The organism is Propionibacterium sp. (genome assembly GCF_047719395.1).
Lineage (GTDB): Bacteria > Actinomycetota > Actinomycetes > Propionibacteriales > Propionibacteriaceae > Propionibacterium.
On record NZ_JBDNTB010000020.1, the window covers coordinates 16,051 to 41,831 of the forward strand.

At 64.8% G+C, this 25,781-nt stretch carries 22 protein-coding genes and 1 pseudogene; 20 read left to right on the top strand and 3 right to left on the bottom strand.

All coding sequences use genetic code 11. From position 1 onward, the window contains the following. Positions 1–14 precede the first annotated feature (14 nt). From secD to ABF648_RS05225, 4 genes are read left to right on the top strand one after another with little or no spacing between them, the layout of a single operon-like run. Positions 15–1,715: a protein translocase subunit SecD gene (gene secD, locus ABF648_RS05210; protein WP_415631234.1), complete on the top strand. Its 1,701-nt coding sequence runs from the start codon at positions 15–17 to the stop codon at positions 1,713–1,715. After that, positions 1,712–2,956, top strand: a complete 1,245-nt coding sequence (gene secF / locus ABF648_RS05215) for a protein translocase subunit SecF (protein ID WP_415631235.1) — start codon at positions 1,712–1,714, stop codon at positions 2,954–2,956. The genes secD and secF overlap by 4 nt, the downstream gene beginning before the upstream one ends. Positions 2,957–2,959: 3 nt before the next feature. Next, entirely contained in the window at positions 2,960–3,502 is a 543-nt protein-coding gene (locus ABF648_RS05220) for an adenine phosphoribosyltransferase (protein WP_415631236.1), read from the top strand. A gap of 58 nt (positions 3,503–3,560) precedes the next feature. Next, on the top strand, positions 3,561–5,915 hold the full coding sequence (locus tag ABF648_RS05225; RefSeq protein WP_415631237.1) for a RelA/SpoT family protein: 2,355 nt from the start codon (positions 3,561–3,563) through the stop codon (positions 5,913–5,915). Positions 5,916–6,045: 130 nt separating this feature from the next. On the opposite strand, the gene ABF648_RS05230 is transcribed toward ABF648_RS05225, so the two are convergent. Further along, entirely contained in the window at positions 6,046–7,329 is a 1,284-nt protein-coding gene (locus ABF648_RS05230) for a DUF349 domain-containing protein (RefSeq protein ID WP_415631238.1), read from the bottom strand. Here ABF648_RS05230 and ABF648_RS05235 point away from each other — a divergent pair. Continuing rightward, positions 7,289–8,008 (top strand): MBL fold metallo-hydrolase, encoded by a 720-nt coding sequence (locus tag ABF648_RS05235; RefSeq protein ID WP_415631239.1) that lies wholly within the window; start codon positions 7,289–7,291, stop codon positions 8,006–8,008. The genes ABF648_RS05230 and ABF648_RS05235 overlap by 41 nt on opposite strands. Further along, the gene (gene hisS, locus ABF648_RS05240) at positions 8,008–9,342 is read left to right on the top strand and encodes a histidine--tRNA ligase (RefSeq protein WP_415631240.1); all 1,335 of its coding nucleotides are present in this window, start codon (positions 8,008–8,010) and stop codon (positions 9,340–9,342) included. The genes ABF648_RS05235 and hisS overlap by 1 nt, the downstream gene beginning before the upstream one ends. A gap of 30 nt (positions 9,343–9,372) precedes the next feature. Here the strand turns inward: hisS and ABF648_RS05245 are convergent, their stop codons facing one another. Together ABF648_RS05245 and ABF648_RS05250 are read right to left on the bottom strand one after the other, a co-directional pair. After that, positions 9,373–10,173, bottom strand: coding sequence for a VOC family protein (locus ABF648_RS05245; protein ID WP_415631241.1), 801 nt, complete (start codon positions 10,171–10,173; stop codon positions 9,373–9,375). Positions 10,174–10,528: 355 nt separating this feature from the next. Next, the gene (locus tag ABF648_RS05250) at positions 10,529–11,383 is read right to left on the bottom strand and encodes an SDR family oxidoreductase (protein ID WP_415631242.1); all 855 of its coding nucleotides are present in this window, start codon (positions 11,381–11,383) and stop codon (positions 10,529–10,531) included. A 592-nt stretch (positions 11,384–11,975) separates the two neighbouring features. Here ABF648_RS05250 and ABF648_RS05255 point away from each other — a divergent pair. From ABF648_RS05255 to ABF648_RS05320, 14 genes and pseudogenes are all read left to right on the top strand, one after another. Beyond that, positions 11,976–12,650: a hypothetical protein gene (locus tag ABF648_RS05255; protein WP_415631243.1), complete on the top strand. Its 675-nt coding sequence runs from the start codon at positions 11,976–11,978 to the stop codon at positions 12,648–12,650. A gap of 31 nt (positions 12,651–12,681) precedes the next feature. Then, complete coding sequence (locus ABF648_RS05260; protein ID WP_415631244.1) at positions 12,682–13,785, top strand: tocopherol cyclase family protein; 1,104 nt, start codon at positions 12,682–12,684, stop codon at positions 13,783–13,785. Positions 13,786–14,077: 292 nt separating this feature from the next. Next, entirely contained in the window at positions 14,078–15,418 is a 1,341-nt protein-coding gene (locus tag ABF648_RS05265) for a pyridoxal-phosphate dependent enzyme (RefSeq protein WP_415631245.1), read from the top strand. Between the two features lie 28 nt (positions 15,419–15,446). Then, a pseudogene (locus tag ABF648_RS05270) lies at positions 15,447–15,716 on the top strand (cation-transporting P-type ATPase); the annotation flags it as partial. 69 nt (positions 15,717–15,785) lie between these two features. Beyond that, complete coding sequence (locus tag ABF648_RS05275; RefSeq protein ID WP_415631246.1) at positions 15,786–16,961, top strand: alpha/beta hydrolase; 1,176 nt, start codon at positions 15,786–15,788, stop codon at positions 16,959–16,961. Positions 16,962–17,216: 255 nt separating this feature from the next. Beyond that, positions 17,217–18,638, top strand: coding sequence for a glycoside hydrolase family 32 protein (locus tag ABF648_RS05280; protein WP_415631247.1), 1,422 nt, complete (start codon positions 17,217–17,219; stop codon positions 18,636–18,638). 162 nt (positions 18,639–18,800) lie between these two features. Further along, the gene (locus tag ABF648_RS05285; RefSeq protein ID WP_415631248.1) at positions 18,801–19,691 is read left to right on the top strand and encodes an ABC transporter ATP-binding protein; all 891 of its coding nucleotides are present in this window, start codon (positions 18,801–18,803) and stop codon (positions 19,689–19,691) included. Then, positions 19,688–20,476: an ABC transporter permease gene (locus ABF648_RS05290; protein ID WP_415631249.1), complete on the top strand. Its 789-nt coding sequence runs from the start codon at positions 19,688–19,690 to the stop codon at positions 20,474–20,476. The genes ABF648_RS05285 and ABF648_RS05290 overlap by 4 nt, the downstream gene beginning before the upstream one ends. A gap of 33 nt (positions 20,477–20,509) precedes the next feature. Continuing rightward, a complete protein-coding gene (locus ABF648_RS05295; protein WP_415631250.1) occupies positions 20,510–21,766 on the top strand; it encodes a sensor histidine kinase in 1,257 nt (418 codons plus the stop codon). Next, positions 21,763–22,440: a response regulator gene (locus ABF648_RS05300; protein WP_415631251.1), complete on the top strand. Its 678-nt coding sequence runs from the start codon at positions 21,763–21,765 to the stop codon at positions 22,438–22,440. Before ABF648_RS05295 ends, ABF648_RS05300 begins: the two co-directional genes overlap by 4 nt. 231 nt (positions 22,441–22,671) lie before the next feature. Further along, positions 22,672–22,959 carry a DUF2510 domain-containing protein gene (locus ABF648_RS05305; protein WP_415631252.1) on the top strand — a complete coding sequence of 96 codons (288 nt, stop codon included), beginning with the start codon at positions 22,672–22,674 and terminating at the stop codon, positions 22,957–22,959. A 39-nt stretch (positions 22,960–22,998) separates the two neighbouring features. Continuing rightward, positions 22,999–23,607, top strand: a complete 609-nt coding sequence (locus tag ABF648_RS05310; RefSeq protein WP_415631253.1) for a methylated-DNA--[protein]-cysteine S-methyltransferase — start codon at positions 22,999–23,001, stop codon at positions 23,605–23,607. A gap of 114 nt (positions 23,608–23,721) precedes the next feature. Further along, positions 23,722–24,333 (top strand): DNA-3-methyladenine glycosylase I, encoded by a 612-nt coding sequence (locus tag ABF648_RS05315; RefSeq protein ID WP_415631254.1) that lies wholly within the window; start codon positions 23,722–23,724, stop codon positions 24,331–24,333. Positions 24,334–24,679: 346 nt separating this feature from the next. Further along, positions 24,680–25,486, top strand: coding sequence for an alpha/beta fold hydrolase (locus ABF648_RS05320; protein ID WP_415631255.1), 807 nt, complete (start codon positions 24,680–24,682; stop codon positions 25,484–25,486). Positions 25,487–25,781 lie beyond the last annotated feature (295 nt).

A 25,781-nucleotide genomic window follows, 5' to 3' on the forward strand; every position in this document is an offset into this window, starting at 1 on the left:
GGGACGCACTTCACATGGCACGCAACACTGGATCACAGCACACCTTCCCAGGACGCCGGCTGATCATCTTCGGCCTCATCCTGGTGGCCCTCTACACGCTCATGGCAGTCAGCAAGACGTGGACCCCACGCCTCGGTCTGGACCTGAAGGGTGGTACGACCATCACCCTCACGGCGCGGAACAACGCCGATGGTTCGGCACCCTCCAAACAGAATCTCGAAACAGCCCAGACGATCATCCAGAAGCGCGTCGACGCGCTCGGTGTGGGCGAATCCTCGGTGACCCTGCAGGGAGATCACCAGATCCAGGTGGCGGTGCCCAATGTGAGCAATGACGAGCTGGTGCAGCTGGTGGGCAGTACCGCTCAACTGGGTTTCCGCAATGTCTTCGACGCCCAGCAGTCCACCGGATCGTCTTCGAGTGCCAATCCGAGCGCACCGGCCACCGCCGGGCTGTTGCCCTCGCCCACTCCCACGCCCACCCCTGTGACGGCTCCGGCCACCGCTGGCCTGCTGCCCTCACCCACCGGAGGCCCCCGCCCCACGGCACCAGCCGCGACCGCTCCTGACTTCTCCAAGCTGCTGGCATGGCAGCCGAGCACCCAGGACACCACCGACTTTGCGTCCTGGAACTGCGGCGATCCCTTCCCCAATGTCTCCGATCAACCGCTGTTCGCATGCAGCGAGGACGGCAAGATCAAGTACCTGCTCGGCCCGGAGCTGATCAGTGGCACTGCCATCACCGACTCCCAGGCCGGGATCCCGCAGGGGGAGGTCGCCTGGCAGGTCTCGTTGAAGTTCAACTCCCAGGGAACCGATCGATTCGGTCAGGTCACCACGCAGCTCGCCCAGCAGACCCAGCCGAAGAACCAGTTCGGCATCGTGCTCGACGGCAAGGTGGTTTCCGCGCCCAGTGTCTCCTCTGCCATCACCGATGGCAGCGCGAGCATCTCCGGCGACAGCATCAACCAGGACACCGCCAGGACGCTGGCTAATGAGTTGAAGTTCGGTGCCCTTCCGGTCAGCTTCGACGTGTCCTCCGTCGATACCGTCTCGGCCAGCCTGGGTGGCGACCAGCTGAAGGCCGGCATCATCGCCGGCATCATCGGGCTCGCGCTCGTCGTGCTGTACAGCTTCCTCTACTATCGCGGGCTCGGTGTGGTCGTGGTGGGTTCACTGCTCGCCGCGGCCCTGGTCACCTGGGCCACCATCGTGCTGCTGGGCGCCACGGTTGGTTTTGCGATGAACCTGCCCGGCATCGCCGGCGCCATCGTGGCCATCGGCGTCACAGCCGACTCGTTCATCGTCTATTTCGAACGAATACGTGACGAGATCCGCGACGGATATTCCCTGCAGCACTCCATCCAGAGTGGCTGGACCAAGGCACGCACCACCATCGTGATGGCGGATGCGGTGCAGATGCTGAGCGCTGTCGTGCTGTTCGTGCTGGCCATCGGCGAGGTCAAGGGTTTCGCCTTCACCCTCGGCGTGACTACCGGCATCGACCTGTTCGTCGTCTTCTTCTTCACCCATCCGCTGGTCACCCTGCTCGGCCGGACGCACTTCTACGGCACCGGGCAGCGCTTCTCGGGCTTCGAACCCGAGCATCTCGGGGTGAGCCGGGCGTCCCTGACGGGCAGACGAAGGTCGCGCACCCGGCAGGCCCACCATGACAGCGCGAAGACAGCCGCTGCCGGGGCCGAGGAGTCACGATGAGCCAGACGGACAAGACCACGCGCACTGAGGCTGAGACGCCCGACGAGATCACGCCGCAGTCCACCAGCTTTGCTCACCGGCTCTACACCGGCGAGTTCGGCTTCGACTTCGTCGGGCATCGGCGCCGCTGGTACACCATCTCGGCGGTCCTGTTGCTCATCTCTGTCGTGGCGCTGTTCACACGCGGGCTGAACCTCGGCATCGACTTCGAGGGTGGTTCGGTGTTCACCGCCCCGGTGAGCGCCGTGAGCTCCCAGACGATCCCCGAGTACAAACAGGCGGCCGCCAATGCAGGCGTGCCGAATCTGGACGGCACAGAGGTGACCACGCTGGGTGGCAACTCGGTGCGCGTGCAGACCCGCAGCCTGTCCGCCGGCGAAGTCACGACCATGCGCGAGGCGCTGGCCCACGCCGCCGGTACCACGCCGGAGAAGGTGAACTATTCACTGATCGGCCCCTCATGGGGTCACCAGATCACTGACAAGGCCCTCCAGGCGCTGATCGTCTTCCTGGTTCTCGTCGGGCTGATGATCTGGGTCTTCTTCAGGGAATGGCGGATGGCCGTGTCGGCGTTGGTCGCGCTGGCCCACGACCTGATCGTCACCGTCGGCATCTATGCCCTGGTGGGATTCACTGTGACACCGTCCACGCTGATCGGCGTACTCACCATTCTCGGCTACTCGCTCTACGACACCGTGGTGGTCTTCGACAAGGTGCGCGAGAACACCACAGACATCACGCACCAGAAGCGCACCTTCTCCGAGGCTGCCAATGAGGCTGTCAACCAGGTGCTCGTGCGGTCGATCAACACCACGCTCATCGGCATCCTGCCAGTGCTCGCGCTGCTCATCGCCGGCGTCGGTTTCCTGGGTGGGGAGGGCCCGCTGGCCGACCTCGGGCTCGCCTTGCTCATCGGCATGGTGACCGGCGCCTATTCCTCGATCTTCATCGCCACACCGCTGCTCGCCCAGCTTCGCGAGGCGGAACCGGCGATGAAGAAGCACGCTGCCGCTGTTGAGCGCTCCCGCAACCGCACGTCGCCCAAGGTCGCGGTGAAGACGTCGGTGGTGACGACCAGCGAGGAGACCTCGTTGCTCAACGAAACCGCGACAGCGGTGAGCGCAGAATCGGGCGCGTCATCGCAGACCGGACCTGCGGAGGACACCCGCCGGAAGCCTGCGTCCAAGCCGTCCAGCCGAAAACAGCCGGCGCGCAAGCCACGCAGCCAGCGGAAGAAGTGAGCTATGTCTGAGGCCGACCCCCGTGTGGCCGAGATCGGCAATCTGGTCCGGACCATTCCCAATTTCCCCGAGCCCGGGGTGCAGTTCCGCGACATTACGCCGCTGCTGTCCGATCCCGACGGCCTGCGGGACACCATTGAGGTGCTGATCGACCAGGCTCCCGAGCCGGTCGACATCATCGTCGGCATCGACTCCCGCGGTTTTCTGTTCGGCGCCCCGATGGCCTTGGAGATGGGTGTCGGCTTCGTGCCGGTGCGCAAACCTGGCAAGCTTCCTGCGCCAGTTTTCGAGGAGTCCTATTCCCTGGAGTACGGCACGGGAGTGCTCAACATCCATCAGGACGCCCTGCTGCCCGGCCAGCGCGTGCTGCTCGTGGACGACCTCCTTGCCACCGGTGGCACTCTGGGTGCTGCGGCCAAGCTCATCCTCCGCGAGGGGGCCGAGCTCGTGCACGTGGAAACAGTCATCGAGTTGAAGGCCCTGGGCGGCCGGACGCACCTGGAGGAGTGCGGAGTGCACAGCTTCTCCTCGGTTCTGAGCTGTTGATACCAAGGGGCTGAGCAACACTAAGCTTGGTCCACCGACAAGGGGAGGGGGTGCACAGATGTCGACCGATGAAGTGTACGGCCCCTACGGGCATGGCGTTCAGTCACAGCTCCCGCCCGCCTCCCCAGGCCCGTCCAAGGGCATGGAGACCATCGCATCCGGTCCCGAACAGCCGAGGCTGCGAATGCGCCAGCGGCTGGCGCGTCTCGGTGCGGTGAAGGCTCCTCAGTCGGCCGTGCTCGATCCGCTGTTCTCCGTGGTCCGCAGCAACCACCCCAAGGCTGATCTGGCGCTCATCGAGCGTGCCTACCGCACAGCAGAGCACTATCACTCTGGACAGGCTCGCAAGAGCGGCGACCCCTACATCACTCATCCGCTCGCGGTGGCCACCATCCTCGCTGAGCTCGGCATGACCGAACCCACGCTGTGCGCGGCGCTGCTGCACGACACCGTCGAGGACACCAGCTACACCATCGAACAGCTCAAGGCCGACTTCGGGGAGACGGTGTCCATCCTGGTCGACGGGGTGACCAAGCTGGACAAGGTGCAGTACGGCGACTCCGCCAAGGCCGAGACGATCCGCAAGATGGTCATCGCGATGAGCCGCGACATCCGCGTGCTCGTCATCAAGCTGGCGGATCGGCTGCACAATATGCGGACGCTGGGTTTCCTGCGGCCCGACAAACAGAACCGGATCGCACGGGAGACGCTGGAGATCTACGCGCCGCTTGCCCATCGGCTCGGCATGAACGCCATCAAGTGGGAGCTGGAAGACCTTTCCTTCTCCACCTTGCAGCCCAAGGTCTACGACGAGATCGTCAGGCTGGTGGCGCAGGCCGCGCCCAAGCGTGAGCAGCAGTTGCGCGAGGTCATCGACGAGGTCAAGAACTATCTCAAGGATGCAGGCATCAAGGCCACCGTCTACGGCCGGCCCAAGCACTATTACTCGATCTACCAGAAGATGGTCGTCAGGGGCCGCGACTTCGCCGACATCTACGATCTGGTCGGCCTTCGCATCCTGGTGGACACCACCCGCGACTGCTATGGGGCGCTCGGGGTGATCCACACCCACTGGAACCCGCTGCCAGGCCGGTTCAAGGACTACATCGCGATGCCGAAATTCAACATGTACCAGTCCTTGCACACCACTGTGCTCAGCTCGGGCAACCATCCCGTGGAGTTCCAGATCCGTACCCATGAGATGCATCGGCGTGCCGAATACGGCGTCGCGGCGCACTGGAAGTACAAGGAAGACCCGAACGCCTCGGGCGGCAAGATCGACCCCGAGGGCACCGACCTCGCCTGGGTGCACCAGCTCAACCAGTGGACCAAGGAGGAGCAGGACCCCGAGGCATTCCTCGACTCCCTGCGATTCGAGATCCAGACCCGCGAGGTCTACGTCTTCACCCCCAAGGGCGATGTCATGGCTCTGCCCCAGGGTGCGACACCGGTGGATCTGGCCTATGCCATTCACACCGAGGTCGGGCATCGCTGCATCGGCGCGCGGGTGAACGGCAAGCTGGCGCCTCTGGAGAGAAAACTCGAAAACGGGGACATCGTCGAGATCCTCACCTCCAAGGCTGCCAATGCAGGCCCGAGCCGCGACTGGCTGAACTTCGTGGTGAGCCCGCGCGCCAAATCCAAGATCCGGCACCACTTCACCCAGGAACGCCGCGAAGAGGCAGTAGACCTCGGCAAGGACGCGCTGGCCAAGCAACTACGCCGCAGCGGGGTTCCCATGCAGCGTCTGCTGACCCTGGAACATCTCACCGCTGTCGCCGATGAACTGCGGTTGACAAGCGTCGATTCCCTGTACGCCTCGGTGGGTGAGGGGACGGTCAGCGCGGCGAGCGTGGTGCAGCGCCTGATGGAAACCGAGGGTGGTTTCGAGGGCGCTGTCGGCGAGAGCCTCGAAGAGACTTCCGTGTTGCCCCGCCAGGGCCGTACTGTGCGCCCGACGAGCAACAACTCCGGCATCATCGTGGATGGCGACGCGGACATGTGGGTGAAACTCGCGAAGTGCTGCACCCCCATGCCGGGCGACGAGATCATCGGCTTCGTCACGCGCGAGAACGGCGTGTCGGTGCACCGCCGCGACTGTACGAATGCGGAGAATCTGCTGAGCCATCCCGATCGCATCGTGAAAGTCGAGTGGGCCCCCGACTCCTCGAGCGGCTTCCTTGTGAGCATCGCAGTGGAGATGCTCGACCGCCCCGGAGCGCTGGCCGACATCACCCGTGCGCTGGCCGACCAGCATGTCAACATCACCTCGGCGACAGTCGCGGTGATGCACAACCAGCTCGCCAGGATCAAACTCACCTTCGAATCCAGCGACCCCATCCATCTTCACCATGTGATGTCGATCATCAAGACGGTGCCGGGGGTCTACGACGTGTATCGCATCAAGCAGTGAGCGCACGGCCCGCGGCCAGGGGCTCACAGTCCGCGGACCGCTGGTGGTGCAGCGCTGTCCCCAGGTACGGCAAGGAGCCGACGTCGGCCCTCTGTCCGGACCCGCGGCGCAGCGAACAGATGGGCGCTGCTCAGGCGCTGAACTCCTCCAAGGCCTTCTTCGCCTGCTCCATCCAACCCTGATAGGTGCTGATCGAATCGCGAAGCTCGGTGGCCTTCTTGTTGTCACCACGGGCCTCGGCCGCATCGGCCTGGGAGGCCAGCTTGTTGATCTGGGAGTCGAACATGGCGACGGTGTCGGCAGCACGCTGCCTGGCTTCCGGATCGGTGCGCTTCCACTCCTCGTCCTCGGCAGCCTTGACTGCCTGTTCCAGGGAACGGACCCGTGAGTCGACCGAGCGCAGCGAGTCGCGAGGAACCCGCCCGTAGCCGTTGAACTTCTCCAGGAACTCCCGCAGCTGACCGCGCGCGGTGGACACATCCTTGACCGGAAGAATCGTCTTCTCGGCCTCGTCGAGCAGTTCCTGCTTGGCCACCAGATTGACCTGGAACTCCTGGTCCTGCTCGGCCATCACGGCATTGCGCGCACCGAAGAAGGTGTCCTGCAGAGCGCGGAACTGCGCCCACAGCTTGTCGTCCACCTCATGCGGGGCAGGGCCGGCCGCCTTCCAGCGCGTCATGAGATTCCGGAATGCCCGAGCAGTCTCACCCCATTCGGTGGAGTTCGCCAGTCCCTCCGCCTCGTGGATGATCTGCACCTTGGCCTCGCGGGCCGCTTCACGGTCCTGCGCCTGCTGGGCGAACTGGGCCTTGCGCCGTCTGGTGTAGACGGTGCGCGCAGAGCTGAATCGATGCCACAGCTCGTCGTCGGTGGCCTTGTCGATGCGGGGCAGTGCCTTCCACTCGTCGAGCAGGGAGCGGAAACGGTTCACACCGCCGCGCCAGTCATTGCCACTGGCGATCTGCTCGGCCCTGGCAACCATCTCCTCCTTGGCCTGGCGTGTCTCCTCGTGCTGGCGCTGGCGGGCCTCGCGGCGCTCCTGCGCCTGGCCCTCGAGCAGCGGGGCAAGCCCATCGAGCGATGCGGCGAGAGCGTCCAGATCCCCCACCGCATTGGCCTCGGCGATGCTCTTCTTGAGCGAGTTGACCTGCTTGCGCGCCTCATCGGGTGACAACGATCCGGACTTCACGCGCTGGCGCAGCAGCGAGACCTCGGTCTCCAAAGATGTGAACCTGCGTGTGAAGAAGGCCATCGCCTCGTCGGGGTCCACGTCGGGAACTTGCCCGACACGTCGCTCACCGGCGGAGGTGATCACATAGACGGTTCCGTCGGGGTCGACGCGACCGTGGACAGTCGGAGCAGCATTGTCGCTCATGGTTCCCATCTTGCCCGATAGGGTGGCAAGCATGTTCATCGCCTACTTCGTGGCCGGCCCCTGGCAGGCCAATTGCTATGTCGTGGCGCCCGACGACAGCCCGCAGGCAGTGGCAATCGACGTGGGCATGGATGCTGCCGACACCGTTGAACAGACACTGGCCGAGAACAATCTGGAGTTGGCTGGTGTGTTGCTCACCCACGGCCACATCGATCACTGCGCGCAGGCGGCTCGAATTTCCGATGCGCACGACTGCCCGGTGTGGGTGCATGCTGCCGACCGGGAGCTGTTGGGCAATCCTGCCGCGGGCTTGTCCCCGGAGATGGCGGGTTTGCTGCCGCGTCTGGTGGGTGAGATCCGGCTGCCTGAACCGCGCGACCTGCGGATCTACGATCCCGACGCAGGCGTCAGCATCGCGGGGCTGGATTTCAGCGTCACAGCCGCTCCCGGGCACACTGCCGGATCGGTACTGCTCGGCGTCGACTCCGACCAGGGGCGCATCCTGTTCACAGGCGATGTCCTGTTTGCCGGTAGCATCGGCAGGACGGACATGCCCGGAGGCGACGACGCGACCATGCGCGAGACACTGCGCCGGGTGGTACGCACACTGCCGCCGCAGGCGCACGTGCTGCCAGGGCATGGTGGTTTCACATCTGTCGCCGACGAACTGGCCGGCAATCCCTATCTCAGCGATTCCTATCTGGAGGTGCAGAGCTGATGGCGCGTCCCAAGCCACTGTCGGGCTTCCCCGAATATCTGCCGCGTGAACGAATGGTCGAACTCGCGGTGCTCGACACCTTGCGGGAGACCTTCGAGTTGCACGGTTTCGCCAATGTCGAGACGCGCTCGGTGGAGCCGCTCACCCAGCTCAGCCGCAAGGGTGAGATCACCAAAGAGGTCTATGTCGTGCGACGGCTGCACGCCGACGAGCATGACTCGAACGAGCTGGGTCTGCATTTCGATCTCACCGTGCCGTTGGCCCGCTGGGTGCTGGAGCACTCCGGGCACCTGCAATTCCCCTTCCGCCGCTACCAGATTCAGAAGGTCTGGCGTGGCGAGAGGCCGCAGGAAGGCCGGTACCGCGAGTTCACCCAAGCCGACATCGACATCCTCGGCCAAGGCGAACTGGCTGCTCACCACGATGTCGAGGCACCGCTCGTGATGCTGGAGGCGCTGGAGAATCTGCACGAGCAGATCGGTCTGGCACCGGTGCTCATGCACGTGAACAACCGCAAGCTCTCCGAGGGCTTCTACCGCGGGCTGGGCATCGAGGACACCCTCGCGGTGCTGCAGCTTGTGGACAAGTACGCCAAGATCGGGCCGCAGGCCACCCAGGAGCTGCTGGTCAGCGAGCTCGGGTTGACCAGCTCGGTGGCCGACAAGTGCGTGCAACTGGCCGGGATCCGGAGTTCTGACACCGGCTTCGTGCAGCAGGTGCGCGATCTCGGGGTCAGCGACCCGCTCCTGGAGGAGGGCCTGACCGAGCTGGTCACGCTGGTCGAGCAGGCCCACAAGCGGGTGCCTGGGCGGCTGTGCGCCGACCTGTCCATCGCGCGCGGCCTGGATTATTACACCGGTTCGGTCTACGAGACCGAGCTGGTCGGCCATGAGGCGATGGGTTCGATCTCGTCGGGTGGGAGATACGATTCCCTGGCCAGCGACGGGAAGAACTCCTATCCCGGGGTCGGTATCTCGCTGGGAGTCACCCGGTTGCTGGCGCCGCTGCTTGCCAAGAACGAATTCGTGGTGAGTCGATCGGTGCCCACCTGCGTGGTCGTCGCGGTCGACAACGAGGACACCCGTAGCGGTGCCGACGAGGTGGCAGCCCTGCTGCGCGCGCGAGGCGTGCCCTGCGAGGTGGCGCCGAAGGCAGACAAGTACGGCAAGCAGATCCGCTATGCCGATCGCCGCGGAATCCCCTTCGTATGGTTCGGCGGGCTGGTGGGTGAGGTCAAGGACATCCGCTCCGGCGAGCAGCAGCCCGCCGATGCCCAGGAGTGGATGCCTTCCGACCATACGGATTTGTGGCCCCAGGTGCTGCCCGCCGAGTAACTCCCGGCAGGCAGCACAGCTGCATGACCGTCAGGGCATGGCGATGATGTCGAACAGGGCACCCTGAGGATCGGCGAGGTTGGCGAAGCGTCCGTGAGGGGAATCCTCCGGTTCGGAGAGCACTGAGCCACCCAGCTCCTCGGCCTGCTCGCAGGCCTCGTCGCAGTCGGTGACGGCGAAGTAGACGTGCCACTGGGAACCAGCCGATGGGCTGAGACCCTTCGCCTCATACAGGCCGCAGACGGCATCCCTGTCGGCCCCGTTGGTGACAAAGCGGGGTCCGCCCTCCATGGGCATGTCATGGGCATCCCAGCCGAAGACCTTCTTGTAGAAGTCGAGATCCGCATCGAACTGAGTGGAATTCTGCTCGAACCAGACCGGTGTGGAATTCTCCATGGTCACCGTGAAGCCGCTGAAGGGCGCAGGCTGCCACACGCCCACCGCGGCGCCACTGGGTGTGGTGACCACAGCCATGATTCCGACTGTGGGTATGGGCATCGGGGGCAGCAGGATCTGTCCGCCTGCTGCAAGTGCTGCGCTGACCGTGGCCTCGGCGTCGGTCGTTCCCAGATAGATTGTCCACGCGGTGGGCGTGGTGGGTGTCTCGGTCGGGCCATTCTCGTCAACCATCGACGACATGGCGCCGGCAATCGCCCCACTGGGACCGTTGACCATCTGGTAGTGACCGAAGGCCTCGCCCCGGTCCTGAAATTCCCAGCCGAAAAGTGCGCTGTAGAACTCGGCGGCTCCCGATGGGTCGTGCGTGCACAACTCAACCCACGTGGGTGCTCCGGTGCGGATGGATGGTGTCAAGATCTGTTCTGAAGTCATCTCGACGCGCCTCTCGCAGAACGCGATGGCATCTGTCCCAGGCGGAGCACCAAAGGCGTCAGTGATCAGCAATGTTCCGTCTGGACGAGCCACGCGATCCTGTTCATTAGTTGTGGTGTGCGCCCGCAGTTGCGGGCGATGGGGTGTTTGTGGTCACGGCTCAGCTTCGGGCCGTCCATCCAGAATAACCGTCAGCCACCGGGTGGCCAGTGATCTCTCGTTCAGCTGAGCGCACCCGTGCGGCGGAGGTCACCGCAGACAACTTGGGCATCACCCCTGTACGTTCCAGCACACCACATGGCCAGCACACAGCATGGCTGCTCCGTGGTGTGGGCGGGGTGCGGGCACCGGGAGCTCACCTCAGGGAACCGGAACTGAGCTCCCTCAGATAGTCCACGACGCTGGTAGCCGGGTGGTCGAGGAGGGTGTCCAGCACGAGCGAGTTTCCGCCGTGAAAGCCTGAGACGTCGTAGTGGTGGAACATGCGCAGCAGGCCCTCGCACATGGCCGCCGACATCTGCGAATCGAGCTCAGAGGGCACTGCTCCTGCGGCAATGACCCGTTTGCCAAGCATGGTGGTCAGCTCATCGGCAATGTCGTGACGCGAAAACTGGCCGGGGCCGGACAATTCAAATGTGCCTCCGACCAGACCATCAGTGGTGAATGCCAAAGTCGCCGCCTCGGCGACATCGCGGTAGTCCACATAGGCCATCTTCGATTCCGACGAATATGGTCCGGAAATGACGCCATCACGGCGGGCAATGTCGAGATATCCCGTGAGCTGTGACATGAACATGGCCGGCTGCAGAATCGTGAATTCCAGATCCGAGTCGTAGATGGCCTGCTCTACCGGCTGCTTGTCGCGATGATTCGACAGATCGGCCAACGACGGGTGGTAGACGCTGGAGAACACGATACGGCGCACACCCGCCTCAATGGCAGCTTCCACCATCGTCACGCCCATTTTCGCCCCATCCGGAGCGAATGCCGGGACGATGTGGAAGACGGCATCCATGCCGTCCAATGCGCTGATCAAGGCCGGCTTGTCGTGGAGATCGGCGACTGCGGTGTCGTGCGCGCCGTTATTCAGTGCGGTTTCGACTCGTCCGGGGGAGTGCACCAAACCGCGCACCTCGACGCCTCGTTTCGAGAGGGCCTGAGTCACAAGACCGGCAGAATCCCCTGCTGCACCAACTGTGAGAACCTTCATGGATTGCTCCTATTCGGGCAGTCATGTCATCGGGTGGTCGTGCTGTTCTCCACCGAAGCACGGAATCGGGAAAAACCAACCGCTGGATCAACCTGGGGAGTTCCGCAAGGGGTGTCCTGAAGGGCTGTGGCAGCTGGTCGCCGAGCCAGCTTTGTGGCCGGTGATGCGATTATTCAGATTATTGGAATTCCCGTGCCCGCGGTGTTCCTGTGGCCTCGCGGACGGGCGATCGGGGTTCCAGGAGACCAGAGAGCAGGCACAGTGGATGCATGACTGGATCGCCAGCACGGTTGCGTCGCGTGGAACGGCTCGTCCTCCTCACCGATGCCGTCCTGGCGAGTGCCATGACCTGCTGAACACCAGGCCGGGGTTTCACGCCTTTCATCGGCATGTTCCTGGGCGGATTCGTCGGCGCCGCTCCGGTCATGACGCATCTGTCATGACTGACCCTGGCTATGACCCTTGCCCTGCTGCCGAGCGTCATCCCGGGGCGGCAAAGACCCGGAACTCCCACTCACGGTGGACTGCACGAAAGAAGTGACGGCCGCGTTTGACCACCCTGCGCACGGGCATGGGGCATATCGTGGTGGGAGTGGTGAACAGCGCTCGGGGCAGGCGGCAGGAACGCGAGGCAATCATTGATGATTGGCTCATCGCAGCAGGTTTTTGGCTGCTCTTCGGTCGCGAGCATGAACGGGACGCTGCAACGGGGAATGTGAACGGGGCGGCTGCCTTACCGGAATTGGACATCGCGGGCGTATCGGATTTCCTGACCGGCGCCGGATATTCACCCACCGCGGTCGCGACACTGATTGAGGGTATTGCGGCAGGGCGGTCTGTCGCAGTGCATGAGCCCACCGCAACCCTTTCAGTGGCCCGTTACGAAAAACTCCGCACGGTCGCGTTGGCAGAACTCGGACAGCAGTCCAGCAAGGGAGTTGCGCTGTGGCCAGTCACCTCGCAAACAGTCATGAAGAGGTTGGGCAACGGCTCATGGTCTGACGCACTGCGTGCTCTCGGTGTCGAAGCTGTGGCGCGTGGACGTGCAAGGAAGGGACTGAGATTCACCGGTGATGACTACGTGGAGGCCATGAAGCAGTTCCTGGGCGACAGCGAAGCGGATTCCGATGCCTCCTCCCGGACCTATTCGTCCTATGTGAACTGGACGAGCGCCCAACGAGACGCAGGTGTTGAACGACCGTCAGGCTCGGCCGTCCGGGCGCACTTCGGCAGCTGGAGCGCGGCGGTGGCCTGCGGTGAGGCGTGACCGCTGCCAGCTGCATGGCAGGATCGCTGGCATGGCACCTCTCGCCAATCGTCCATTCCTCGGCTGGCTCCGCACCGCGATCCCCGCCCTGCACCTACTTCCTGTCGGCCCTGCCGAACCCAGCTGGAGGCTCGGCGCGCGCCGGCACGGCTACCGCGTCTCCGGAGCTGATCTGCCCTTCGGCCACCCCGAACGCGCTCATGGCGTGGCGATGGAGGGCTACTACTGGCGGTTCACCGATCCGGAAACCCGGCGAGTCATCATCGCGCTCATCGGCGTCCAGACCGACGACACCGGCCGCTGGGCCCTTGCCGGTCTGGGAACATCCGATGGTTTCTGGCGCCAGACGATCCTCCCGGAGGCAGAGGTCCGACTCGGCGGGATCGGTGCCAGGGCGAAAGGACAGGGTGCGAGCTTCTTCGGCACGGGCGAGCAGGTCGTGGTCGACCTGGGCCCAGATGCCCGTCTCGACGTCCGGCTGAGCGTGCTCGCCCGGTGGCCGAGCAGGCGACCCTTCGGCGGGTCGAGCTGGTTCCAGTCCGTTCCGGGGCTCAACCAGTACTGGCATCCGTGGTTGCTGGGTGCGCGGGCCAGCGGCACGGTCGTGGCCGGTGGGAAACGCCAGGAGATTGTGGGCGCCCAAGTCTACGGCGAGAAGAACTGGGGCAAGGCCGGCTTCCCCGACTCGTGGTGGTGGGGGCAGGCACAGGGCTTTTCCGAGCCCAGCGCATGCGTGGCCTTCGCCGGCGGCCAAGTCGTCGCCGGGCCGCTGCACACCGAGGTGACCGCGCTGGTCGTGCGGCTGCCCGACGGCCGGCTCCTCCGTCTGGGGAACCCCCTCACCTCACCGGTCCGGGCCCAGGTCAGTGACGGGAGCTGGGAGCTGGACGGCCGCTCGCGCGGATGGACGGTGTCCGTGCACGCGGACGCGCCCCTCGCCACCGCGCTCATCCTCCCCGTGCCGCTGGTCGGGCAGCGACGCGCGGTGCCCGGCGACATCGAGCACCTCGCAGGGAACCTGCGCATCACGGTCAGCCGACGCGGCCGGCAGGTGTGGGCAGGGCAGTCCCGGCTGGCCGGCCTGGAGCACGGCGGACTCGAGCGCGCTGCGGTGCTTGCGGCATCGAGAAGCTGACTGCTGACGGAAGTCGCCACCTGGGTCGACCGATCCAGCCGTGCAGTCGAGAAAATCAAGGCATCGCGGAGAAAAAGAAGGCGTCGGTCTCAATGAGATCCCTACTTCCGAAGCGGGGAGCGTGGTGTCAACCTCGCCAGCCCGGGGACCCGAGCAGCAGACCCAACTGTCGTGGAGACGGGGATCGGGCTCGAATCGATGAGTTGCCCTCGGCCCATGTCCGCCAGCGATCGTCGGTGTTGTTGAGCTGCTGGGTACTGTTCCTCGTCTGACATCAATCTGAAGGAACATCGTGTCTGACAAGTCCACGCGAACCTATGACTCCATCCTCGAACTGCTGCCCTCGGCCGACAATCCCACGCCGATCGTCCGGATCCAGCGCATCGGCGGCTTCAAGCGCGCCAAGGTGTACGCCAAACTCGAGTGGTACAACCCCTTCGGGTCGGTGAAGGACCGCGTTGCCGCGAACCTCGTGCGCGACGCCACAGAGCGCGGCGAGCACCTGGAGAATCTTGTGGAGCCGACCTCCGGCAACACCGGGATCGGCTTGGCGATGCTCTCCAATGCCAACAACTACAGATTTTCTGCAACCCTGTCGAAGGCCATCCCGGTGGAGAAGCGCACGGCCCTGCGGCTGTTCGGCACTGATCTGGTCGAGCTGGACGACGACCTGTGCCCGATGCCCGGTCAGCCGGAGGGTGCGATGGCCAAGGCGGCCGAACTTGCCCAGCGTCCCGGGTGGACCGAGCTGAACCAGTACTCCAATCCGGCCAATCCAGAGGCTCACTACCGCACGACAGGCCCGGAGATCTGGCGCCAGACCGGCGGCGGGGTGACGCACTTCGTGGCGTCGCTGGGCACCTGCGGGACGATCACCGGAACTGGGCGCTTCCTCAAGGAGAAGAATCCCGACGTAAAGGTGATCGGCGTCCACCCGACCGAGGGCCATGACATTCCCGGTGTGCGCAGCCGTCGGGCGCTGGCCCTCGCCGACTTCTTCAAGCCGGAGGAGTACGACGACATCATCGAGATCGGCGATGACGAGGCCTACGAGCTCTGCCGCCGTCTCAACGTGGAGGAGAGCCTCATCGCCGGGCCGAGCAGTGGCCTCGCCCTTGCAGGGGCTCTGCAGGCCATCCCCGACGACGAGGGAGTGGTGGCGGTCGTGATCTTCCCCGACAACGCCTTCAAGTACTCCTCGTCGTTCCGTCGCCATCTTCCCGGGCTGTTCCCCGCCGACGAGGCCGAGCAGAGCGCACCCGTGAATCCCTTCGCCAGCACTCTCGCGGCAGCATTCGACCTGGCCCAGGTCGGGCCCGACGTCATCGATGCCGACGAGGCGAAGCGCCTGCTGGATTCCGGCGTGCCGATCGTCGACGTGCGCACCCCCGATGAGGTGGAGCAGGTGCACATCGACGGGAGCGTCCCGCTGCCCCTGTCCGAGCTTGCCGAGGGCGAGACCCAGGGGCTCCCGGCTGACCACGCGCAGGAGGTGGTGACGATCTGCTCCGCCGGACGCCGCTCGCTGTATGCCCTCCTGCTGCTCAAGGCACAGGGCTACCAGAACGTGAAGAGCGTGGACGGCGGCATGGGCGCCTGGATCACCGCGGGACTGCCCATCGCCATCCTGTGACCGGGAGCGCCTGTTCGTGGAGGGCTGTGCAACCGGCTCGGAGGACGCATTCGAACCTGCCGCGCCGCCTTCACCGGCCACGATCTGCGCCTCATTCCCCGCGCGTTCGACCACGCCAGCAGGGCACGACGCATCATCAACCAGAACATCGCCTTGTCCCTGTTTGATCATCGCCGTGCTCCTACCATTGTTGTTGTTCGGCGTCCCCGGGCTCGCCAGGATGGTCCTCGTTCACGAGGGCGCCGAAGTCGTCATCCCTCTCAACGGTCTGCGCGCCGCCCGCACGAGCAGGCCGTAATCCTCTCGATCCATGGTGCTGGGCTGCCGACTGCCGCACTCTCGAAGGGATGAGCTGTTGGGACTCCTCGTGACAGCCTCGATCTGGGCACTGTTCGTGGCCATGACGCTGTGGTTTCCTTTTCGGCGTGGTCCTCTCGGGTTCGGCATCTTCGTTGTGACCATGGCTTTCAACGAGATTCCCGCAGTCCTGCTCGGGGTCTTCCTCGTGTCGGTGGCAGCCAGTTTCACCGACGCCGCGGCCGATGGCCTCGCTGCAGTGGTGACGGCTCTCGGAGTCTCCTGTCTCGTGACGTTCGGGCTCGTGTGGCTCCAGCTGCGTGCGCGGAACGTCCGACCGGCGCTCGAGGCGGCGCTGAACACTGGACTCGGCACCAACTGGCGTGCATCCGTCCGATCGGAGGTCGGGCTGGATGCCGGGCTCACCACACCGTGGGGACGCGGCATCCTGCAGCCGTTCCAGCGGCACGTCGCCTCCGTGGAGCGGGTACGGAACGTTCCCTATGGCTCCGGCGGGCGGGCCCACCTCCTCGACATCTATCGTCGCAAGGACCGAGCGACCGGGAAGGACCGAGTGACCAAGCGGCCCGTACTGATCCACCTGCACGGAGGTGGATTCGTCCGGGGCGGCAAGAGCCGCGAGGGCGTCACCCTGCTGAACCAGCTCGCCGATCACGGGTGGCTGTGTGTCAGCGCCAACTACGGGCTCCGATCCCAGGGAACGTTCCCTCAGCCACTCGTCGACACGAAACGGATCATCGCATGGCTTCGGGACCACGCCGACGAGCTCGGCGGCGATCCCGACCAGATCTTCCTCGTCGGCGGATCGGCCGGCGGCCACCTGGCCGTCTCCGCTGCGCTCACCGCACAGGACTCCCGCTTCCAGCCCGGATTCGAAGGTGTCGACACCACTGTGGCGGGGGCGGTCGCTCTCTACGGCTACCTGGGCCCCCGCAGCCCGGATCCAGCCAGCTCCCCCCTCAATCTGACGAGGCCGGATGCGCCGCCGGTCATGATCGTCTGCGGCGCGCGGGACACCACGATTCCACCCGCGGGGCCACGTTCGGTGGCCACATCTCTGGCCGTCATGTCGAATTCCCCGGTCGTCTACGCCGAGCTACCGGACACACAGCACAGTTTCGATCTCTTCGCCTCCGTACGCGCCCGGGTCGTCGCGTCCGCCGTGGAAGCCTTCCTCGACTGGGCCAGATCCGACGAACCGACCGGTTGTGCCGTGACTCGATGACCCGTCCTGGGCGAAGGCCACTATGGTGATGGTGGTGGCCCGGCAACAAGGCGGCTTCACGTTCGTCCTGTGCGTCGCTGCCCTGATGACCATTTGTGTGGATGTGCAGGAGGCGGCATCGATCGGATGGTGCCAGCCCATGGCATACCTGTTCCGAATTAGGATCCCACTCATCAGTCCCATGATCCCGAGCGTGCTGGTGTTCATCTTCGCGCAGCGAAATGTCATCGCGGCTGTCACGGCTGGATCATCCCGATGAACGAACCCGTCACTGACCTCTCCACAGCCCTCAAGAAAGCATCCCGCAGCGTGACGCGCACAGCTGACCATCATCTTCCCCAGTTCCACATCCGGCTTCCTCGTGGCTATCTCAATGACCCCAATGGGCCGATCCATGACGGTGAGAGGACTCACCTGTACTTCCAGTCACGACCACGGGTCGACCTGGACATACCTGTCGAATGGGGACACGCCTCGAGTACCGATTTGGTGCACTGGACCCTTCACCGCCCGGCGATCGTCCCGCTCCCCGGTGGAGCCGACTCTGACGGCGCCTGGTCCGGCAACACCGTCATCCACGATGGGTCCATCCGTGCCTACTACTCCGGAAAACTCAGCCACAGGGTCTTCCAGTCCGTGCTCATGGCGGAGTCCCGCGACAGCGGGAACACCTACGGGCCTCCCGTCCGCGTAGTCGACGATCCCTCCGCAGAGGAAGGGGTGACGATGTTCCGTGATCCCTTCGTCTGGCGGGATGGCGGCGGATGGTCAATGGGCGTCGGTGCGGCCACAGCCGGGCACACAGCATCCATCCGGCACTACCGCTCGACCGACGCGTTCACGTGGAGGTATGTGGGCGATCTCGCGGCGCTGCACCGCACAACCGTCGACGGCACGGATACCGGCGAGGGGTGGGAATGCCCGCAGATCCTCACCGTCGACGGCACCGACATCGCCGTGGTCTCGGCATGGTCGCCCACGGACGGTCCCGGCCACGTGCTCGCCTTCCCACTGGGCGGGACGCCGCACCCGTACCGGGTGGACGATGGCCAGAACTTCTACGCCGCTTCCGTCATGCGGGAGGGCCCCTGGGGGCCGGTGCTGTTCGGCTGGATCACCGAGGGCCGTACGGCCGAGTGGACGAAACAGTCCGGCTGGTCAGGGGCGATCTCACTGCCTCGACGGGCATGGCTCGACGCGGGCAGGATCGGAACCGAACCGCATCCGGCGGTCGACTCGCTGCGTGTCGGGGCGCCACGACCAGCCCGGAACGCAACCGTCGGAGCCCAGATCGACATCGTGGTTCCGGCCCCCGCCACAGGCTGTGTTCGACTCCGATTCTCCGCAACCGAGTACCTGGACATCAGCATCGATGCCGAGGCCAACACCGTCACGATCGACCGGACGAATGCCAGCTCCGATGCGCGCGCGCACTCCGGTTGCGCCGTCGCGGCCTCGGCCTTCGACGATTCCGCGAGTCGGCCGGCGGTCCGCGTGCTGGTCGACGGATCAATCGTCGAAGTCTTCACCAGCGCTGGCCGGGCCCTCACGACCCGGGTCTACCCGACACAGATGCCGCCATGGGTCGTCGAGTGCCCAGCCCAGGCGCTGGTCTGGCAGCTGAGGGCCAGCATCGGAACCCACACGGCGTGTGATGACGCCACGGACCCCAACTGACCCGCGATCATCACGACCACCGGACGTCGTGCGGGCACCGTGGCGGCCTCTGTTGTATCCCCTTGAGTCCGTGTCATTGAGTCCGTGTCATCCGTTCGGATGACCCCGAATTCATCCCTTTGCCCGCTGCCGCCTGAAGCAATGGTCAGTCACGATGAAGGGGTGAAGAATCAACCAGCGGTGCGAGTCACCGGATTGACGAAAAGGTACGGATCAGCCACTGTCGTCGACAATCTTGATTTCGAGATCGAGGCAGGCGAAATCGTGTCATTGCTGGGTCCGAATGGGGCCGGAAAGTCGACCACCATCGAAATCCTGGAAGGATATCGGACGCGCGACGGGGGAGACGTCTCGGTACTGGGCGAGGATCCGCAGGATGCTGGTCGTCATTGGCGCAGTCGGCTGGGCATCGTCCTGCAATCCAGCGGCATGCCGCAGGCGGCGACTGTGCGCGAGCTGGTGGCGCAATTCGCCGGCTACTATCCGCGGCCACGAGATGTCGGCGAGACCATCGAGGCGGTCGGGCTCACCGAGCAGGCCGGCAAACGGGTGTCGAAGCTGTCGGGTGGCCAGCAGCGCCGGGTGGATGTCGCACTCGGAATCGTGGGCCGCCCGGAACTGCTCTTCCTGGATGAGCCGACCACCGGTTTCGACCCAGGGGCCCGTCGCGAGTTCTGGGGTCTCATCGCGTCCCTGCGCGAGGAGGGCACCGCAATACTGCTCACCACGCATTACCTTGACGAAGCCGCGGAACTGAGTGACCGCGGGGTCGTCATTGCCGGTGGACGCAAGGTGGCCGAAGGCTCCATCCACGAACTCGGCGGGTCTGGGGCCAGGATGCCTGTGGTCCGGTGGACCGATGCCGTGGGCGAGCATGCGGAACGTTGCCCCGAGCCCGCGAAGATGGTCGTTGCGCTGTACGAGTCGATCGGCGAGCCCGCGGATCTTGAAGTCGGCGTCCCCAGTCTCGAGGACGTCTATCTCGACATTCTCAGCCGCGCCACCACGACATCACCGATTCAGGATTCCGAGTTCGAAGGATCACTCCGATGAACACTGTTGCTCTCGGCGCTCACCGCGCCGCGTTCGAGGTCCGCATCTATTTCCGCAGCAGTGACAAGGTGTTCTTCACCTTCCTGTTCCCGGTGTTCATGCTGGCCATCTTCGCCAGCGCGTTTTCATCGATGAATTTTGGGCCTGGAGTCACGGCAGCCGACTATTATCTGCCGGCCATGATTGCGGCGGGAATGCTGCTGAGTGGCTTGCAGAACCTCGGCACCGAAATCGCCGCAGAACGCAGTGATGGCACGCTCAAGAGATTGGCCGGCACGCCACTTTCCCCCGCTTCATATTTCATCGGCAAGATCGTGCAGGTGATTGTCAGCGGAGCGCTGCAATGTCTATTGCTCCTTGTGGTGGCGCGCGTGCTGTTCAACGTCAAGCTGCCCACGACCGCCTCGGCCTGGGGAGTATTCGCCTGGGTCTTCCTGCTCGGCCTCGCCGCAAGCGCCCTGCTCGGAATCGCCATCGCTCAATTGCCACGAGATGGCAAGAGCGCCAGCGCGGTGATCGTCCCGATCGCCCTCGTCCTGCAGTTCATCTCGGGCGTCTATCTGCCGTTCAGCCAGCTGCCGCACTGGATGCAGAACCTCGCCTCGGTCTTCCCCCTCAAGTGGATGGCTCAGGGGATGCGCTCGGTATTCCTGCCCGACAGTTTTGCCGCCAATGAGATCGGCGGCATCTGGAACCTCCAGGGAGTCGCCATTGCACTGGGGACATGGCTCGTCATCGGATTCATTGCGGTGCGGCTCGTGTTCCGCTGGATACGCAAGAATTGACCTGTGGCAGCCAAGCTGATGACCCTTAGGCGCATGCCTCGCAGGTTCAGGCCGCGCAAGCAGTGGTGGGACGCGGCGATGATTGCCATCATCGTGGCCATCGCGCTGACCGGATCTGGCTCGACGGGCGGGTTGGTTCCCCTTGCCCTGGGGATCTTGGTCGTGGCGTGGTTCGCGATGGGGCGTTGGGCGGTTGAACCGTCTGCCGTCCGGTACAGGTGGCTGTGGGGTGCGGGGTTCGTCATCGTCCTGACCGCTGCGCTCATGGTGCTGTGCAGTCGCCAGCCCATCGCGGCCATCCTGCTGTTCGTCGCCTGTCCCTACGCCTGGAACTGGACGAATCGTCTGTGGGCGATCATCCTCGCGAACGCTGCGGTTGCTGCTGGGGTCGGTGCCGGTGACGCCTGGTACGCCGGCTGGACGCGCAGCGGGGTGGTGAACGGTGCCAAAGCGGCAGCGGTCTATCTGCTGTTCAGCCTGGCGATGGGTGCCTGGATACGGCACATCGAGAATTTCGGCCGTGAACGTGGCCGGCTGCAGGCACAGCTGGATGCCGTCAACGATGAGGTCGTCGAGATGCAGCGGCGGGCCGGTGCCGCCGCCGAACGCGAGAGACTCGCCCACGAGATTCACGACACCCTCACCCAGACCCTGACGGGAGTGGTCATGATGGCGGAGGAGGCCGGGCGCCAGCTCACGGCGGATCCCCTCCATCCGGATGCTGCCCGCACCATCGCCCTGGTTGAGCACTCGGCCAGACAGGCCCTGGCCGAAACACGAGCCATCATCGCCGAGGGCCAAGCGCCGGGAGTGGGGCCAGCCGGGCTGCCTGATCGTCTCGACCGTCTGATGCACGAGTTCGCCGAACAGACGGGGCTCTCAGCGCAATTCTCGTGCCGTCCGACGAGACCTGTGCTCGAGCGGCCCGATGAGGTCATCCTGCTGCGCGCCGCGCAGGAGGCTCTCGCGAACATCCGCAAGCACGCGAATGCCCGGTGCGTCGAGATGAGCCTCGAGCAGGATGCTGGCAACACCACCTTGACGGTGCACGATGACGGGCGGGGATTCCCCACCGACGTGGATGTCGCCACCAGCAGCGGCTATGGCCTGCGCGGCATTCAGTCCCGTCTTGCCCTGGCCGATGGTTGCTTCGACCTCAACACCGGCACTGCCGGCACCGAGCTGCGCATCATCCTGCCCCGGGATGGCGACGCGCACTTCGTTGCCGTGTCAGAGGATCGTGCTGCCGGCGCCCGGGACGGCACCGTGGATGCGAAGTCGATCGCATGACCGCGAAGCAGAGGGGTGACGACGTCCCCATCGAGCAGTCTGCGATCCGCATCATGGTCGTCGACGATCATCCGATCGTGAGAGCGGGAATCATCGCGGCGCTGCAAGACCTTCCGGATGCACAGATCGTCGCCGAAGCCGCCGACGGGGCCCAAGCCCTTGTGGAGGCTGAACGGACCGATCTCGATCTCGTGCTGATGGATCTCCGGATGCCAGGGATGGACGGCGTCGAAGCGACACGACGGCTGCGCGCTCGCACCCCGGGCATCGTGGTGGTCGTCTTCACCACCTACGAGACCGACGAGGACATCCTTTCCGCCATTGAGGCCGGAGCCGCGGGCTACCTGCTGAAGGCGGCGCCCCGACGCGAACTCGTGGCCGGCATCCGCGCGGCGATGGATGGCCAGATGACCTTGGCGCCCTCCGTGGCCCGGGTCCTTGCCGGAAGACCGCAGCACTCGGCGGGCGAGTCGCTGAGCCCCCGCGAGACCCAGATCCTGCAACTGGTGGCCGCGGGGCGCAGCAATGCCCAGATCGCCACGGAGCTGTTCATCTCCGAGGCCACGGTCAAGACGCATTTGCAGAGATTGTTCGCGAAGTTGGGCTCGGCGAACCGCGCTCAAGCCGTCAACACCGCCATCCGTCGTGGCATCATCAGGCCCACCGGCGTCTGATGTTCTGGTCCGCCTGTCCAGGAGGGTCATCACCATCGGGCGATGGAGCTGCGGAATCGACCACCTACCTCCGGGTGGGGAGAACGGGGAGCCCCGCTCCACCGTGACAGTCCCCGGTGTCAGTCGCACTGAAGGCTGGAGGATCTGGTGTTGCGGCTGCGCGGGTGAGGATGACCAGGTGGGCCCGTCGTACTCCCGCGGTGCCCCACAGCTGCAGGTTAAGCTGCCTCCATGTCGATGCCCTATGGACAAGTCCCCCCAGGTTGGTACGACGACGGATCTGGCCACCAACGTTGGTGGGACGGGCAACAATGGCAGCAGTACGCACCCGAGCAGCCACGTCACATGGCTGGACCGATGACTGCTTCGCAGATCAATGTGCGGCGTGAAGCTGTTTACACGAGACAACAGACGGGCCACAGTCTGATCGTCTGGATCCTCGCATCAGTGTTCCTGTGGTTCCCAGTCATCTGGGTCATTTACTACACCATCAGCCCGAACCACTACTGGCACGCCTGATCAGACCGATAACCCGGACGGAGCGTCATCATGGTGGGCATGGCAAAGGAGATCAGCGCGCCTGTTCTGGCAGCGCCCACCTTTTCTGGTATGAGGGCGACGGTGCATGAACTGCCGGAGCAGGCAGTACAGCGGGCGGGGGATCCGATCGAGGTGGCGTACGCCACAGTGGATAGCCCGGTTGGAAGGTTGCTGCTCGCGGCCACGCCGAAGGGATTGGCGCGGGTGGCTTTCGCGGTCGAGGATCATGACCGGGTGCTGGAGGAGCTCGCCGTGGAGCTCAGCCCTCGCATCCTGTATTCGCCAGAGCAGCTTGGTGATGCAGCACATGAGCTCGACGAGTACTTCGCCCGCAAGCGGAAGGTATTCGATCTCGACCTGGATCTGTCGCTGTCGCACGGATTCGGCCGGCTCGTGCAGAGTCATCTGCCGAAGATCGGCTATGGGAAGACCCGAAGCTACAAGGAGGTGGCCGAGCTGGTCGGGAACCCAAAAGCTGTCCGTGCTGTCGGTGCCGCCTGCGCGTCCAACCCGCTGCCCATCGTTCTTCCCTGTCACAGGGTGGTGCGCTCCGACGGATCGCTCGGCGGATACCTCGGCGGGCTGGATGTCAAGACGGCACTCCTGGAACTGGAGGCCACTGCATGACCGTGTGGGGCAGGTGAAACAGCCGTCAGATCCGTGGACCGTCGCGTGGGTCCGGTGGACCAACGCCACCACCCACAGGACCCGATTCGCCGTCCGGATGAAAGCGGGCACTGTATGACCGGAATTCCTGCACACTCCGACCTCGTCGTCGGTGACGACGGCCTTGCGCGTCCGGAATGGGCTTCGATGGATCCGCTACTGCGCGACTACTACGACACCGAGTGGGGGATGCCGGTCACCGACGAACGCGGGGTCTTCGAACGTCTCTGCCTGGAGGGTTTCCAAGCAGGCCTGTCCTGGGCAATCATCCTGCGCAAGCGACCTGCGTTCCGTGCCGCGTTCGATGGCTTCGTTCCCGACATCATCGCTGGATATGGTGACGCTGACATCGAGCCTCTGATGGCCAATGCGGGCATTGTCCGGAATCGACGAAAGATCATCGCCACCATCAGCAATGCTCGCGCGACGGTAGACCTCCGGAAGGACAACGGCCTGGCCGCGCTGGTCTGGTCTTTCCAACCCGCATCGACGCCCAGACCCGAGCACCTCGAGGACATTCCTGCCACATCACCGGAGTCGGTGGCCCTGTCCGAGGAGCTGCGCCGGCGAGGGTATTCATTCGTCGGGCCCACCACGACGTTCGCTCTGATGGAAGCGATCGGCATTGTTGACACTCACCTGCTCGGCTCCCACCGACGCGGCAGTTCGGGCATCTGGCCCAGATGAGCATCCAGCCAGTTCGGCAGGCCTGTCCCCAGTCTTGCGGGGCGACCACTTCACCGACCGGCTCATTGACCGAGCTGAGTGGAGATCCTCACTGGCCCCGGGCGCTCCCCGAGGTGGTTCGGCGCCTTCCGTGCTGGGCAGGGCCAGCAGGTTGGCATCGCCCGGGGGCCCCTCGTGTCAGCACACATCACGTCATCCTCCGCAGCGAGTATCCTGCCCGGCATCCAGGTGGTATCGGCGTCAGCTCCACTGTCCGTGTCATCGCCGCCGTCCTGGTCGCCGTGGCCCCTCGACTCTCCGCAACGCCGGCCGTCTCGACAAGAAAACTCGGACAAGAGGACACAACATGGGAAACGTGACCACCGGATTCGCCGCATCCCCTGATGGCGCCTCGATCTGGTATCGGGTTGACCGGCCAGAAGCCCCACGACAGGCGGCACCAGTGGTTGTTCTCATTTCGGGCCTCGGTGGTGACGAGACCATCTGGGACACGATGCTTCCGTCGCTGGCGGGTGCGACGATCATCCGGTTCCACAACCGCGGCATCGGCCGCAGCTCCGACATCCCCTCTCCTGACTGGTCGACCCGGGACAGCGCACGAGATGTGATCGCCGTCCTGGACGCGATCCGTGTCGAGCGCGCGTCGGTGTACGGGCATTCGCTCGGCGGCAGGATCGCCCAATGGGTCGCCGCGGACTTTCCGGAACGGGTCGTAAGACTCGTGCTCGGGGCGACCACCATTGGTGATGCGCACGGCGTGCCCAGGCCTGCTGCTGCGACCCGAGCTTTCGAGACCGGCGATCCCCAGGCGGCACTCGAACTCGTCTACACGCCTGGGTATCTGAGTGCGCACCCCGAGGCCGCAGCACAGAAGATCAGTCCAGCGCACAATCCTGAGCAGGCGGCCCTGCAACTGGCAATGAGCACCGCACACGACGGCTGGGACGCAGCACCACGAATCACAGCGCCGACACTCGTCGTTCACGGAATCGATGACGGCGTCACGGACGCCCGCAACGCCCGCGTGCTCGCAGAGCACATCCCGCGAGCTGATCTCCTGCTGCTCAACGGTGCACGCCACGAATACTTCGCAGAACGCGCCGACGCGAACGCCCTCATCGGGCTCTACTTGAGCTGCGTGGGGGCCAACTAGCGCTCCACGGGCCTCGTCGTGATCGGCTGGTGCAGCGTCGTTCGAACTTCTCGCAGCAGCGCGGTGCACTCGGTCCGTCCCTGATGGTCTCGGCTCGACGCTCCCGTGTCTTCTGGCGGCTATGGCAATGGCGACGATCCCGTACTCGGTTCGTTCTTGAGGTCTGGCGCTGGCCCGACAAGGAGTCCCTGCTGCTGGCGGTGCTCGCACACTGGGGCTTCGCAACGCCGGGTGACATTCCCGGCTCTTCACGATTGAGGGTGTAGTTGGGGTCTGAATCCTCCGGCCTCGAGGA

Coding starts and splice junctions, on each gene's coding strand:
- ABF648_RS05235 (WP_415631239.1), top strand. CDS start 7,289: ATGGTTCCCATCTTGCCCGATAGGGTGGCAAGCATGTTCATCGCCTAC.
- ABF648_RS05260 (WP_415631244.1), top strand. CDS start 12,682: ATGGCACCTCTCGCCAATCGTCCATTCCTCGGCTGGCTCCGCACCGCG.
- ABF648_RS05245 (WP_415631241.1), bottom strand. CDS start 10,173: ATGACTTCAGAACAGATCTTGACACCATCCATCCGCACCGGAGCACCC.
- hisS (WP_415631240.1), top strand. CDS start 8,008: ATGGCGCGTCCCAAGCCACTGTCGGGCTTCCCCGAATATCTGCCGCGT.
- ABF648_RS05250 (WP_415631242.1), bottom strand. CDS start 11,383: ATGAAGGTTCTCACAGTTGGTGCAGCAGGGGATTCTGCCGGTCTTGTG.
- ABF648_RS05305 (WP_415631252.1), top strand. CDS start 22,672: ATGTCGATGCCCTATGGACAAGTCCCCCCAGGTTGGTACGACGACGGA.
- ABF648_RS05310 (WP_415631253.1), top strand. CDS start 22,999: ATGGCAAAGGAGATCAGCGCGCCTGTTCTGGCAGCGCCCACCTTTTCT.
- ABF648_RS05290 (WP_415631249.1), top strand. CDS start 19,688: ATGAACACTGTTGCTCTCGGCGCTCACCGCGCCGCGTTCGAGGTCCGC.
- ABF648_RS05320 (WP_415631255.1), top strand. CDS start 24,680: ATGGGAAACGTGACCACCGGATTCGCCGCATCCCCTGATGGCGCCTCG.
- ABF648_RS05300 (WP_415631251.1), top strand. CDS start 21,763: ATGACCGCGAAGCAGAGGGGTGACGACGTCCCCATCGAGCAGTCTGCG.
- ABF648_RS05295 (WP_415631250.1), top strand. CDS start 20,510: ATGCCTCGCAGGTTCAGGCCGCGCAAGCAGTGGTGGGACGCGGCGATG.
- secF (WP_415631235.1), top strand. CDS start 1,712: ATGAGCCAGACGGACAAGACCACGCGCACTGAGGCTGAGACGCCCGAC.
- ABF648_RS05220 (WP_415631236.1), top strand. CDS start 2,960: ATGTCTGAGGCCGACCCCCGTGTGGCCGAGATCGGCAATCTGGTCCGG.
- ABF648_RS05225 (WP_415631237.1), top strand. CDS start 3,561: ATGTCGACCGATGAAGTGTACGGCCCCTACGGGCATGGCGTTCAGTCA.
- ABF648_RS05280 (WP_415631247.1), top strand. CDS start 17,217: ATGAACGAACCCGTCACTGACCTCTCCACAGCCCTCAAGAAAGCATCC.
- ABF648_RS05230 (WP_415631238.1), bottom strand. CDS start 7,329: ATGAACATGCTTGCCACCCTATCGGGCAAGATGGGAACCATGAGCGAC.
- secD (WP_415631234.1), top strand. CDS start 15: ATGGCACGCAACACTGGATCACAGCACACCTTCCCAGGACGCCGGCTG.
- ABF648_RS05315 (WP_415631254.1), top strand. CDS start 23,722: ATGACCGGAATTCCTGCACACTCCGACCTCGTCGTCGGTGACGACGGC.